General features: G+C 60.4%; 11 protein-coding genes and 1 tRNA gene. 1 reads left to right on the top strand and 11 read right to left on the bottom strand.

Going from position 1 to position 12,103, the window contains the following annotated elements; genetic code table 11:
* Window positions 1-354 precede the first annotated feature (354 nt).
* From VE26_RS05800 to VE26_RS05785, 5 genes are all read right to left on the bottom strand, one after another.
* Window positions 355-3,108, bottom strand: coding sequence for a valine--tRNA ligase (locus VE26_RS05800; RefSeq protein WP_046104133.1), 2,754 nt, complete (start codon window positions 3,106-3,108; stop codon window positions 355-357).
* A 124-nt stretch (window positions 3,109-3,232) separates the two neighbouring features.
* Window positions 3,233-3,970: a DUF2497 domain-containing protein gene (locus VE26_RS18695; protein ID WP_046104132.1), complete on the bottom strand. Its 738-nt coding sequence runs from the start codon at window positions 3,968-3,970 to the stop codon at window positions 3,233-3,235.
* Window positions 3,971-4,156: 186 nt separating this feature from the next.
* Window positions 4,157-5,524, bottom strand: coding sequence for a TolC family outer membrane protein (locus VE26_RS05790; RefSeq protein ID WP_046104131.1), 1,368 nt, complete (start codon window positions 5,522-5,524; stop codon window positions 4,157-4,159).
* A gap of 288 nt (window positions 5,525-5,812) precedes the next feature.
* Window positions 5,813-5,977 carry a hypothetical protein gene (locus VE26_RS18020; RefSeq protein ID WP_160297807.1) on the bottom strand — a complete coding sequence of 55 codons (165 nt, stop codon included), beginning with the start codon at window positions 5,975-5,977 and terminating at the stop codon, window positions 5,813-5,815.
* A gap of 83 nt (window positions 5,978-6,060) precedes the next feature.
* A tRNA-Cys gene (locus VE26_RS05785) sits at window positions 6,061-6,134 on the bottom strand.
* A gap of 621 nt (window positions 6,135-6,755) precedes the next feature.
* Between VE26_RS05785 and VE26_RS17385 the strand changes: the two genes are divergently transcribed.
* Entirely contained in the window at window positions 6,756-7,178 is a 423-nt protein-coding gene (locus VE26_RS17385) for a thermonuclease family protein (RefSeq protein ID WP_084620023.1), read from the top strand.
* A 94-nt stretch (window positions 7,179-7,272) separates the two neighbouring features.
* Here VE26_RS17385 and VE26_RS05770 read toward each other — a convergent pair whose 3' ends face one another.
* From VE26_RS05770 to VE26_RS05745, 6 genes are all read right to left on the bottom strand, one after another.
* Window positions 7,273-7,539, bottom strand: coding sequence for a type 2 periplasmic-binding domain-containing protein (locus VE26_RS05770; protein WP_152658728.1), 267 nt, complete (start codon window positions 7,537-7,539; stop codon window positions 7,273-7,275).
* 509 nt (window positions 7,540-8,048) lie between these two features.
* Complete coding sequence (locus tag VE26_RS05765; RefSeq protein WP_084620021.1) at window positions 8,049-9,065, bottom strand: FecR domain-containing protein; 1,017 nt, start codon at window positions 9,063-9,065, stop codon at window positions 8,049-8,051.
* A 182-nt stretch (window positions 9,066-9,247) separates the two neighbouring features.
* On the bottom strand, window positions 9,248-9,484 hold the full coding sequence (locus VE26_RS05760; RefSeq protein WP_084620019.1) for an EAL domain-containing protein: 237 nt from the start codon (window positions 9,482-9,484) through the stop codon (window positions 9,248-9,250).
* A gap of 31 nt (window positions 9,485-9,515) precedes the next feature.
* A complete protein-coding gene (locus VE26_RS05755; RefSeq protein ID WP_046104127.1) occupies window positions 9,516-9,719 on the bottom strand; it encodes a hypothetical protein in 204 nt (67 codons plus the stop codon).
* Between the two features lie 157 nt (window positions 9,720-9,876).
* On the bottom strand, window positions 9,877-11,313 hold the full coding sequence (locus VE26_RS05750; RefSeq protein ID WP_046104126.1) for a DUF6600 domain-containing protein: 1,437 nt from the start codon (window positions 11,311-11,313) through the stop codon (window positions 9,877-9,879).
* A 62-nt stretch (window positions 11,314-11,375) separates the two neighbouring features.
* Window positions 11,376-11,822: a DUF1236 domain-containing protein gene (locus tag VE26_RS05745; RefSeq protein WP_084620017.1), complete on the bottom strand. Its 447-nt coding sequence runs from the start codon at window positions 11,820-11,822 to the stop codon at window positions 11,376-11,378.
* Window positions 11,823-12,103 lie beyond the last annotated feature (281 nt).

Below are 12,103 nucleotides of genomic sequence, written 5' to 3'. Positions count from 1 at the left end.
GCTTGCCTCCGCCCGAAGGATATCTGCGTCCATCGTCACCTCAGGCGAAGTTCTTTCGCCGTTTTTTTTCAGGGGTGCGTGAAGATAAGCTGGCTCCGCGAGCGTGCCCGCAGCCCCAATGCCCGACATCCGCCCCCGAATGTCTCGTCTCGACGCCGGCCGACCAATGGAACGCCCATTTGCCAATCATCGTCAGTCGGCGATTGTTTAGAGCGAGAATGTGGCAGGAAACATCGCCAAATCGTTGCCATGCCAAGGCATCCGCGCAAATCCGGCGCCTTGTTGCGGAATCGTCACAGACTTGCCAGAGACCCCGGCGCAAGAAAAAGCCCGACTCGCGCCGGGCTTTGTGGACTATTTCAGTCGTTCGAGCGCGTCACCGATCCGCGTTCGCCTGTCGATGGCGGCGTCGCGTCGGGATTTCTGCTCCTCGATCACCTCTTCGGGCGCCTTGGCGACGAATTGCTCGTTGCCCAGCTTCTTGTCGATCTGGACGACCTCTGCATCGAGCTTGCCGATTTCCTTTTCGAGACGGGCTTTTTCGACCGCAAGATCGATAACACCAGCCAGAGGCAGCGCGTAGGTTGCGTCACCCACCACGAATTGCGCCGATTCTCCCGGGACTTCGTTGCGCGGCGAGATTTCCTCGAGACGCGCAAGGCGCGTGATGAGGGAGGTTCCGGCCACCAGACGCGCGAGTGTCCTTTCATCGGCGCCGGATACCACCAATTGCAGCTTGGCGCTGGCCGGCACGTTCATTTCGGCCCGAACAGAGCGGACGTTGGAAATGACGTCGACAAGCCAGGCAAGCTCGGCATCCGCATCGGCGTCTTCGAGGCCGGCCAGATCCGGCCATTCGGTCAGGATCAGCAGGCTTTCGCGCTTGGGGCCGAATTCGCCGGTCTTTTCCCAGAGCTCTTCGGTGACAAAGGGCATCATCGGATGCAGCATGATCAGGATCTGGTCGAGCGCCCATGCCGCGGTGGCGCGGGTCTCGGCCTTCGCTGCTTCGTCAGCGCCCATGAAGACGGGCTTGGCGAACTCGACATACCAGTCGCAGAACGTGCCCCAGACGAAATCGTAGGCGCTGTTGGCGGCCTCGTTGAACTTATAATCCTCGATACCGGCGCGCACGGCTGCCAGAGCCCGCGCCGTCGAGCCGACGATCCAGCGGTTGAGCGGCAAGCTGTTGGCGCGCGGGTCATAGCCATCGACGCGACGCGCTTCGTTCATTTCGAGGAAGCGCGCGGCATTCCAGATCTTGGTGACGAAGTTGCGATAACCTTCGACGCGCGAAATCGCCAGCTTGAGGTCGCGGCCCTGTGCCGCCATGGCGGCAAGGGTGAAGCGCGTGGCGTCAGCGCCGTATTCGTCGATGAGCTTGAGGGGGTCGATCACGTTCCCCTTGGTCTTGCTCATCTTCTGGCCCTTTTCGTCACGGACCAGGGCGTGCATGTAGACGGTGTGGAACGGTTCCTTGTCTAGGAATTCGAGGCCCATCATCATCATGCGGGCGACCCAGAAGAAGATGATGTCGAAGCCGGTGACCAGCACCTGGGTGGGGTAGTAGCGCTTGAGCTCCGGCGTATCGTCGGGCCAGCCCAGGGTAGAGAACGGCCAGAGGGCCGACGAGAACCAGGTGTCGAGCACGTCCGGATCGCGGGTCAGCTGGGTCGGCTGCATATAATGCGCATCCGCCATTTTCTGCGCTTCGGCCTCGTCATAGGCGACGAAGGCGTGGTTGTCCGGGCCGTACCAGGCCGGGATCTGATGGCCCCACCACAGCTGGCGCGAAATGCACCAGGGCTTGATGTTTTCGAGCCAGGCGAAATAGGTGTTCTCGTATTGCTGCGGCACGAATTTGGTGCGCCCTTCGCGCACGGAGGCGAGCGCGGGCTGGGCCAGCACGTCGGCCTTGACCCACCATTGATCGGTCAGGAAGGGCTCGATGACGACGAGTTTGCTCTTCTCGTCATGCGGCACCATGATTTTCTTGTCTTCGATATGGCTGAGGCCACGGATGGGGTTTTCCTCGGCCAGGGCCGTCAGGTCCGCCACGATCGCCTTGCGCGCTTCGAACCTGTCCAGCCCACGATATTTGGCGGGGACGAAATCGTCGTCGACGATGGCGCCGCGCGTCGTAAAGACATTGATCGGCTCGACACCGGCACGGACGCCGACCTCGAAGTCGTTGAAGTCGTGGGCCGGGGTGATCTTGACCGCGCCGGTTCCCAGAGCCGGATCGGCGTATTCGTCGGCAACCACGGGAATGCGGCGGCCGACCAGCGGCAGCTCTATGAACTTGCCGACGAGGCCCGCATAGCGCTCGTCCTCCGGATGCACGGCAACGGCGACGTCGCCCAGCATGGTTTCCGGGCGGGTCGTGGCGACGATTATGTAGTCGCGCGTTTCGGTCCCGGCGACATTGCCGTCTTCGTCCAGAACCGGAAACTCGTAGGTTACGCCATCGGCCAGCGGATAGCGCAGGTGCCACATGTGGCCCTTGACCTCGATATTCTCGACCTCGAGGTCCGAGATGGCGGTTTCGAGACCCGGATGCCAGTTCACCAGCCGCTTGGCGCGGTAGATGAGCCCGCGCTTGTGCAGTTCCACAAAGACCTTGATGACGGCACGGACCATCTGGTCGTCCGGCTCACCGGCCGCGCCCATGGTGAAGCGCTCGCGGGAAAAGTCCGCCGAAGCGCCGAGGCGCTTGAGCTGGTTCATGATGGTGCCGCCACTCTCGGCCTTCCATTCCCAGACGCGCTCGATGAATGCCTCGCGGCCCATGTCGCGGCGGTTGAGCTGCTTTTCGGCCAGCTGGCGCTCGACGATCATCTGGGTGGCAATGCCGGCATGGTCGGTGCCGGGCTGCCAGAGCACGTCCTTTTTCAGCATACGGTTGAAGCGGACCAGAATATCCTGAACCGTATTGTTGAGGGCATGGCCGATATGGAGCGACCCGGTGACGTTGGGCGGCGGAATGACAATGGTGAACGGCTCGGCGCCGGGCTTGGCCCCTGCCCCCGCCGCGAATGCCTGCGCTTCCAGCCAGGCATCATAGATGCGGCTCTCGACGGCGGCGGGTTCATAGGTCTTTTCAAGCATCACGTCACTCGCAACAGCAGCGACCCGCCCGGTGAGACCGTGGCGGGTCGAAATAGGTTGGCAGACTTCAAGCAAATGCGATGGGCGGGGTCAACAGGGCTGGATGGCCCGCAGCCCCAAAAGGTCACTCGCCGCGCGAAATGCGGGAGAGCTCCTTTTCCACCATGCGCTCGACGACGGATGGCAGATTTTCATCCAGCCATTCCTTGAGCATGGGGCGCAGCATATCGCGCATCATGGCCTCGATGGTGAGGCCGGGATTGCCGATACCCAAGGCGTTGAGCTTGCCGATCGAGCCACGGACGGCAGCTCTGGTGGCGGGTTCAAGCAATTCTTCGGTCATATCGGCTGTCAATGTCGGATCAGGGAGCGGCGAGGGCCTGGCCATCACCGGCTCTGGAGCCACAGGTTCCGGCTCGGGTTTTGGCGCGGGCCGGAACTCGGCCACGGGCTCCGGCTCGACCACCGGCGCAGATGCGCGGGCCGTCGGGGCGGGGTCGAAGCTGGGCAAATCGTCGTCCATATCGAAAGCCACGTCTTCAGCTTCAACAAGGCTCGGGCCATCGTCCTTGGTTTCGGTGTCCGCGAGGATGGAATCGAAGCTCAGGCCTTCCACCACATCGTCCTCGTCCTCGACAATCTGCGAGGGCGACAGCGCCAAAGGTTCGATATCGTCCAGCATGTCGGAAAGGTCACGCTCGGCCTGATCGCTGAGCGCCTTGGCGGGCGCGGCCTGCATGGGCGGAGCAGCCTGGAAAGCCGGGCGGCGCGGAGTGGCGGCCGCATCGTCGTCGGCTATGATCTGTCGAATGGACGACAAGATTTCGTCCATGGACGGTTCTTTTGGTGCCGGCTTGTTCATCAGTGCCTCTTACTCATGCGCCCGATCGAGCCAAAGCGTCCGCAGCCGCCACGCCCTGATTCGTAAATAACAGCTTAGCGCCAAGGCTTGCGATAAGGAATCATCCCAAGGCCGATCAATCGCGTCTTCCACTAAAAGTTGTGGCCGGGAGCTACCCAGCCACAAGGGATGACACCAATCTCCGGATTATTCCGGTATCGTGCGCAATTCCTGCCAGACGTCCTCGACGGCCTGGGTATAGGGCACGGCCGTCTTGACCTGAACAGGCAGGGCCAGCTCGGCGGCGGTCAGGCGCCCGGTTGCGCTGAGCAGCGCGAAGGTCGCCAGAACCTTGTTGCTCGACGCGTTAATGAGGCTCTCGCGCGCCGTGGTCAGGTCGGCCTGGGCATTGAGCACGTCAAGCGTGGTCCGGGTGCCCAGGTCGCGCTCCTGGATGACACCTTCAAGCACGGTATTGCTGGAAGAAACGCCGGCCTGAGCGGCATTGATCTGGGCGTCAGCGCTCTGAATGCCGGTCCAGGCTGCAATGACGGCTTCACGAATCTGATCATAGGCAGAGAGCGCATCGACCTCGGAGCGAATCTGACCAAGATTGGCCTGGCGCACAGCCGAACCGGTACGCCCGCCGGAATAGATCGGAACCGAAATGCGGAACCCCACCTGCGCCGTGATACCGTCACGCGCACCACCGGCAGGGCCGGTCCAGGACGTTCCGAGCGAGCCGGAAATGCCGGCCGTGGGCCCAAAGCCAGCCGATGCCTGATCGACACCGGCCTGGGCGGCACGAATGGCGGCCTTGGCCAGCAGGATGCCCGGATGGTCGACCTCGGCTTCAGAAATTGCGACGTCAAGATTGCCCGGGATCAACCGTCCATAATTGTGGCTGGTGGACAATGCCTGCGGCCTGCGACCGACGAGCCGTTCAAAAGTTGCCTCGGCGCTCTGCACGCTGCCGCTCGATGCCTGGAATGCAGCCTGCACCTGTGCCAGACGCGCCTGGGCCTGGGCCACATCAATACGAGTGCCCTCGCCCACATCGAGCCGATCCTGTGCGGACTGCAGCTGCGCGCGGAAGAAGTTGATGTTTTCCTGGCGCAGAGCCAGTAGCTGGCGACCAGTGAGCACGTTCATATAGGCCTGAACGACCTGGTAGAGCACGCTCTGCTCCGCCGTCCGGATCTGAAGCTCGGCAACTTCGGCGCCGGCACGGGCCGCCTCAATCTGCGCAGCCGTCGCGCCGCTGTCAAAAATGTTCTGGGCGTAATCTAGGCTGGTGCTGAGCGAGGACGCGCCGGGCGTCCAGCTGCCGCCGATCAGGCTGCTGCCATAGCCGCCACTGACCGAAGCGGAAATGTTGGGCAACATGCCGGACTTGGCCTGTACGATCCGCTCGGCGGACACCTTGGCATCCAGCACTGCCGCCTGCAGGTCCGGTGAATGATCATAAGCTGCCGCAAGGGCTTCGGAGATGGACTGGGCATGGACCTGTGCCGTTCCACCCCAAGACAGGGCAACGGCAAGAACACTTGCCCCCAACAATGCGCCAAACTTCATACGCCGCCTCCAGAGCCCAAATACTAACGCCACGCCGATGGGCTGCACAATCAAACTCACCCATCCCTACCAAACTTTAATTGCTTCTTCATGTACAAGCGTCACCGCTTCGCAACAGAAGGTGGACAATGGTTCGGTTATCCTGCGCGGACAGCCTGGGAGGCGTCAGCGCAGGACGATGACGGCCGGGCCTATCGGATGCCGGCCATATGCTGGACGTGAATATGCTCCGCGACTGCCGTTGGCAATGGCGGAGCACATGAGCGCACGAATTTGTCGCGAAGAACGCTATTTGCGCTTTGTATCGTTCCGATCGTCGGGCCGCCCAGCACCGGGCTGGTCCTGCTCGCTGCCATCGGGACGTCGCCCCATATCGTCGAGATTATCGTCGCGCTGCTGACCGGGCTCGGTTTCGGTGGGCGCGGGACGGGATTCCTGCTTGCTCGGGCTCATGACGGCTCCTCTCTCGTGAGAGGGAGCAACTTGCCGGCGCCGCGGATGTTCCACGCGATGCCAGGCTTATATCGGGGAGCAATTGGAGGCCGCGTCCGGAATCGAACCGGAATACACGGATTTGCAATCCGCTGCGTAACCATTCCGCCACGCGGCCTCTGGCCCGGCTTATCTGGGGTTTCGAGTTTTCCGTCAAGACCAAGTTGCACACACCATTCGTTGTGTGTGCAAAATTGGTTCACGAGGCGTTCCGACTGACAGGATTGGCAGAACTCGAGTGCCGTCCGCTGGTTACGCTTATCCCCGCTTCTTACGAAAGCTCTGAATGGCTCGCGGCTTATGAGGCTGCACTTGGCGGCTTGGCCCTGACCGCACCAACAGCGAACGGCACATTTGCCTGGCTGGTGGAGCGCTATAAGGCGAGCGCCAAGTGGGCGTCTCTGGCGCTAGAAATCCAGAGGTGTCGCGCAGGCGAGATCCCGACGGGATCACTAGAAATGCATAAAGCGTGATGATTCTAGTGATGGGCGCCCGCACCAAGTTGTCTTTCGGGCCTTTAATTTTAGTTGTCGATTCGCGCCCTGCCCCGCACCTGTTTACGGCTTTAGCCGCTTCTGCAATGGAGATGGCTGTGGCTTGGGCGTCCGATGCGAAGCTACGTCCTATAGCCGAACCGACCTTCATCTCCGCCGCTTCGACCGCCAGGTTGCCGAGTTGGAAAGAAAGCGGGCATAAGGGCAATCTGAGCCAGCTTTAAGAAGGACGACGATGCGACCGCATGAAACGTCTGCTTTCGATTATCCTAATTACTGCCCTAATAGCCCCTGTGCCATCAATTGCAGCCGACTGGCGCCTATGCCGTGATAACGAGCGCAATGGCCCTGAAAAACGCTGCGTAGTGGATGGCGACACACTATGGGCCGGTGGGCTGGATAAGTCCGTCCGCCTTGAAACCATTGACGCGCCGGAAACGCGTGGCAACCTCTGCGGTGGTCAGGCTGAGGCCAGTCTTGGCCGGCAGGCGGCAAACCGTCTCGTTCAACTGCTGAACGAAAATGTCGCCACGCTGACGCTCAACGGTAAAGACCGCTACGGCCGGAACCTAGGCACGCTTTGGATCGCTGGCCGAGACGTAGGTGATATCCTCATTTCCGAAGGCTTAGCCCGCCGTTGGCCCAACGGCCATGAGTTTTGGTGCTAACGTTAGGACTTAATGCGATTGGCAGCTTAGCGCCCCATTGCGGTCGTCCATGTCGCTCTTTTCATTTCCCGAAAGCGGTCGTCTATCAGCCATTTCACTGGCACACATCGATGAAGGCCCGAAGAGGTGGTCCGGCGAAGCGACTGGGATAGTAAAGGCGCGGGCCGTCGAGTGTTACCCAGAAGGGCTCGAGGATAGGCACCAGGGTGCCGGCCGCGAAGTCAGCTTCGCACCAGTTGCGAAAGGCGCCGATGATCCCGGTTCCGGCGCGGGCATAGGCAAGACCGCCGCTGAAGGCGTTGACGCTGATGACGAGCGCGGACCGTGGCTCCACCGTCACTATGTCAACGTCCTGCTGCAATCGCCACGCCAGCATCGGGCCTGAGGGGAGCCGGTAGCGTATCGCAGCATGACCATAGCCGATCTGCATCAACCAGCGTGATGGCGGCCATAGGAACACGGAGCGCAGCTGATACAATTCTTATAATTCGCTCAAAGCTCTCATCGGGCTCGGTACCGAGTATGCGGTACCCCCTGAGAGTTTTGAGCCGAGCTTCCTCACCTATCTGCACAGGGTTGTCTTTCGCCGTCTAAAGTGTACAGGCGAGACCTTTCGTGGCGTGCTCCGAAATGGATCTCTGGTGCCGCTCAACGGTTGTCATCCACGAAATTGCAGTTTCTATTTAACTTGCCGACGTCACGGCCAAGCGCCCCGACAATGCTCAGCGGACTGGGGCCATCAGATGGCTGGATCGAGAAGGGGCTCTCAGTAAGGCTTTGCCGGACGATGCGCGCGACAGCATCGCCAGACCCACAGCCGCACGCAAGGATTCGATGGCACTGACTTCAGCTCAGCGCCGGGCGATCACATCAATGATTTCTACCGGCATTGCTGTTGCCATTGTTGCCGTCGGCATTGCTGTTGCCATTGTTGCCGCCAGCATTGCCGTTGCCGTTGTTGCCACCAGCATTGCCGTTGCCGTTGTTGCCACTGGCATTGCCGTTGCCGTTGTTGCCGCCGGCATTGCCGTTGCCGTTGTTGCCACTGGCATTGCCGTTGCCGTTGTTGCCGCCGGCATTGCTGTTGCCGCTGTTGCCACCGGCATTGCCGTTGCCGTTGTTGCCACCGGCATTGCCGTTGCCATTGTTGCCGCCGGCATTGCCGTTGCCGTTGTTGCCGCCGGCATTGCTTGCAGCGTCATTCCTATTGGAGGCAGTGTTTCGGGAATTGCCATTGCCCAAAGCGCCTAGCGCCTCTGCTGCGGCCAGATCTCCCTTCAGCACGGCGCTGCGCGCCGCCGCAGGGACCACATTGCCTTCGATCAGAAACACAGTCTTGTCTGATCCGGGGCCGGTCACGTCGACAGGGCGGCTTTGACTTGCCTCCGCGGACTGACCCGCACTGACATCAACGACCATTTCATGGCCACGATCCTGCACCTGAACTATTCCACGCTCGACATCAACGCGTGCTCTGCCGTTGCTGTAAGTAACGGTGAAGCTGGTCCCCTTGACCACTGCGGCCAAGACGGGTGTCTGGACCGAAAAATGTTGCACATTGCGGCGCTCTGCTTCGATGGTCACACTACCAAGGGTCTGCAGAACTGTGGTCATTTTCTGCCCGGCACTATCGCGTATTGAGATTTGCGTATTGCCGGCAAGGGAAATGCGTTCTTGTCCACGCACCAGTTCTGCACGTCCATCTGCTGCAGTCTTGATTGTCTGCCCGTCCGGAACGATCGCGCCTCGCTCCATGGACGTCCACTCGCCCCCTTCGAGTTGCAGCACCGTGCCGCGAAGGCGTTCTGCGACCCAGTCCTGGGCAAGTGTCGATGTGCTGATTGCTGCCAGCATCACCGCCAGTATCGCCGATTTGCCCATCCGCATGCTCTTTATTCCTCAATTGCCGGCCGATGCCCGCTCTACGTGGACACTAGGAGCGCAACCCCTTAACTGGGCCTTACCGGATGGCGCTTTGGCGGAGGCTGAGTGTCACAACGGTCGCAAGGGTTAATCGCTCGTGTCGAAGCTGGTACAATTGCTGAAGATACAGATGACCAACCGCTGCGCTAGCCAGATTTCAGCCGCTCTCGGGGGAGCATGAGGGCGACGAGATCGGCTCCGGAGATTGGTCGGCTGAAATGATATCCCTGGCCGAACGAACACCCAAGACTGGCCAGGCGCAAGGCCGTGGCTTCGTCCTCGATGCCCTCGGCAATCGTAAGCTTTCCCATGCGCGTCGCCAGAGAGACGATTGCAGCAAGCAACGCCTGGTCCGCAGGCGCCAACATAATTGGCTTTTTCATGAAACAGGTTCTCCGTCCGAAGGACTGGCGGCTACTCGGTGACCGTCACATTGGGCAGGTCGACATTGACCGAGCTACCGTTGCTCGAAGTGCCCCCGTTGACGAGCCAGAAGATCAGCAACACGGCGACAACAGCAACAATGATGCCGCCGATGATGCCAAAGGGGCTACCGCCCGTTACGACTGTTTCCGTTGTCGCTGGACGTTCCACGATAGTTTCACGTTCGATGGGCATTATTGCCTCCGTTGTTAACGTGAAGACATAACCGAGAGAAGCGCCTCACGTTCCAATAAGTGATTGAAAACATTGTAATATTTAAGTTACGCCGTGTGTAATGGAAATGTAAGTTTATGGATGGGAGAAGGGCGGCATAAGCCGCCCTTGAAAGCAGTTACTGGTTAGTTTCAGGGGCCAGAGGCGGACACTTGCCATCTACCCGCACTTCGATGGGACAAGGCAGTTCGTCGGCTGGGACCTCGTCTTGTGCTGTGGCAGCGTCGCCATCTGGCACATCGGGGGCGCCCGGAGTCGGCTCTGCGTCAGCCGCAGGAACAGGCTCGGGCACCGATCCTTCCGCAGGCGGCTCTTCAACCGGGGTGGCAGTTTCAGCCGGCGCTGCATCGACTGCATCAGGCTGCTTGCGGTCCGCGGGGATTATGGGGCAGACACCGTCTTGCATGGTTTCCGGCGGGCAAGGCGGCTCCGCCGCTTCGGTCGTCTGGCCTTTCGCTGCAGGTTTGTCGGAGGACGCAGAACCGCTGGGCGTAGCCTCAGCGGCCGGCGCCTCAGAGCTCTGCGCCGCCTGGCCTTCATCGACAGGGGTTTCGACTTCCGCCGCGGCGCCGGCATTGACGTGACTGTCGTCTTCGGCTGGCATAGCCCCGGCGTCTTCCTCTGGCATAGCCCCGGCGTCCACGCCAGGCGCTTCTACTCCCACCGCCTCGCCTTCCGCTGCGATTTCCGCCGTTGCGCCGGCTGTGCCGCCCTCGGCTTCGATGGTTTCGAGCGCCTGCTCCTCTTCAACCGCCTCTGACGGCATCACTTCGGCGGCAGCCTCGGCCACGTCCTGATCGAAGACGATGATCTGATTGTCTGCCGTCACTGACTGCTCGTCCGGGCTGGACGCCGTCTCCGGCTGATAGACGATCACCTCCTGATTGATGGTCTGTTCGATATAGGTGACGTCAATGACATTGTTGACCACGACGTCGCCTTCGACGACAACGGGGCCAAGGAAGCGGGTCTCGGTGTAGTATTGCGGCTGGGTATTGCCGATTACGACACTGAGGCGCAGATCTGGCTCGACGAATTGGGCGGTGGGTACATAGACCCAGTAGCCTGCGGGCAGATCGCGGTTGCTGACTTCCAGCGAGACCGCCACGCCATTTCGTTCGGGCGGGAGCGGGGCCCATCCGACAACATTGTCGCTGCGGCGCCAACTCACCCATGCCGGTGCCCATTTCGTGCCCGGGACCCAGCACCAGCCCAGCCGGCTATCGGGGAACCAGCGACCGTAATGATATGTCGCCCAGGCATGTGGTTCGTCAGAGGCGAAATACCAGCCGCGGCCTTCCATATAGAGCCACCGGCCATCGGTGTAAGGGCGCCAGTCAGCATCAATGCCGGTGGGGCAGAATACGTACTGGTAACGGGAATGGTGCACCCACACGCCATGGGGCTCCAGCTGCTCGAAAAATAGCTGAAAGCTGACATTGACAGTTTGCGCTTGTACGGGCGCCGCCCCGAAGGGGTTCACTGGTGCAAGCGCGGCAACGGGCAGGCACAGCGCGGCGAGCGCCACACCGGCCAGAAGGCGGGATCTGGACATGATCGTTCTCGATGATGAATGGAAACAAAAAGGCAGCCGCTTGAACGGCTGCCTTGAGGTATTTACTGCGCTTCGGCGGCAACGACGATGCCGGGTGAATAGACCACTGCGCGGTTGCTGAGGTCGACGAAATACACGCGGTCATTGGTGTAGAAATAGCCGTGGGTGGCATCCCCCTCGATGGGATGGATTACGATTTCTGCTGGTACGACATAACCGACTTCAATCGTACTATCGATCACGACAGGCTCCGTCGGATTCAGCCGAACATATTCCACCGAGGTGGCTTCAACGCCGCCTGCCGCACCAATGGTGGCACCGGTAAACCCGCCGATCACAGCACCGATTGGTCCAAAGACCAGGCCACCAACGACGGCGCCCGTCGCACCACCCGCAGCGCCTCCAACAGCCGCATTGGCCTCTACGTCACCTTTTATAATCTGGGCATGGGCAGCAACCGGCAAGAGCAAGGCCACTGCAGATACAGAACTTACAAAAAACTTGTTCATTTTTTCCTCGCACGTGTTGTGTTAGTGCAAAATGAACACGCGCATAATTCAATGGTTCCCGAATTTTATCGAAATAAAATTTACATTATTACTGCATTACATTGCCTGTAAGCAAAATGTAATCTTACAATTCTGGGAACCGCCGGGCTTCTCACGCGTCTTGCATGAAAGGAGAATACACATGATTGCTCTCATCGTGCTCGCCGCCGCAGCGCCAATCTGCCTTCTGGCAGGTATCTTCCTCAGTCTGGGAACTGACAATCCGCTATCGGCCAGCGAGG

The sequence above is a fragment of the Devosia chinhatensis genome, from assembly GCF_000969445.1.
GTDB classification, from domain to species: Bacteria; Pseudomonadota; Alphaproteobacteria; order Rhizobiales; family Devosiaceae; genus Devosia; species Devosia chinhatensis.
This window is presented reverse-complemented; position numbering and strand designations above follow the sequence as displayed.

What these genes read in the sequence shown, in the direction of transcription:
- VE26_RS05800 (WP_046104133.1), bottom strand. Translation starts at nt 3,108, where the DNA reads ATGCTTGAAAAGACCTATGAACCCGCCGCCGTCGAGAGCCGCATCTAT.
- VE26_RS18695 (WP_046104132.1), bottom strand. Translation starts at nt 3,970, where the DNA reads ATGAACAAGCCGGCACCAAAAGAACCGTCCATGGACGAAATCTTGTCG.
- VE26_RS05790 (WP_046104131.1), bottom strand. Translation starts at nt 5,524, where the DNA reads ATGAAGTTTGGCGCATTGTTGGGGGCAAGTGTTCTTGCCGTTGCCCTG.
- VE26_RS18020 (WP_160297807.1), bottom strand. Translation starts at nt 5,977, where the DNA reads ATGAGCCCGAGCAAGCAGGAATCCCGTCCCGCGCCCACCGAAACCGAG.
- VE26_RS17385 (WP_084620023.1), top strand. Translation starts at nt 6,756, where the DNA reads ATGAAACGTCTGCTTTCGATTATCCTAATTACTGCCCTAATAGCCCCT.
- VE26_RS05765 (WP_084620021.1), bottom strand. Translation starts at nt 9,065, where the DNA reads ATGCGGATGGGCAAATCGGCGATACTGGCGGTGATGCTGGCAGCAATC.
- VE26_RS05760 (WP_084620019.1), bottom strand. Translation starts at nt 9,484, where the DNA reads ATGAAAAAGCCAATTATGTTGGCGCCTGCGGACCAGGCGTTGCTTGCT.
- VE26_RS05755 (WP_046104127.1), bottom strand. Translation starts at nt 9,719, where the DNA reads ATGCCCATCGAACGTGAAACTATCGTGGAACGTCCAGCGACAACGGAA.
- VE26_RS05750 (WP_046104126.1), bottom strand. Translation starts at nt 11,313, where the DNA reads ATGTCCAGATCCCGCCTTCTGGCCGGTGTGGCGCTCGCCGCGCTGTGC.
- VE26_RS05745 (WP_084620017.1), bottom strand. Translation starts at nt 11,822, where the DNA reads ATGAACAAGTTTTTTGTAAGTTCTGTATCTGCAGTGGCCTTGCTCTTG.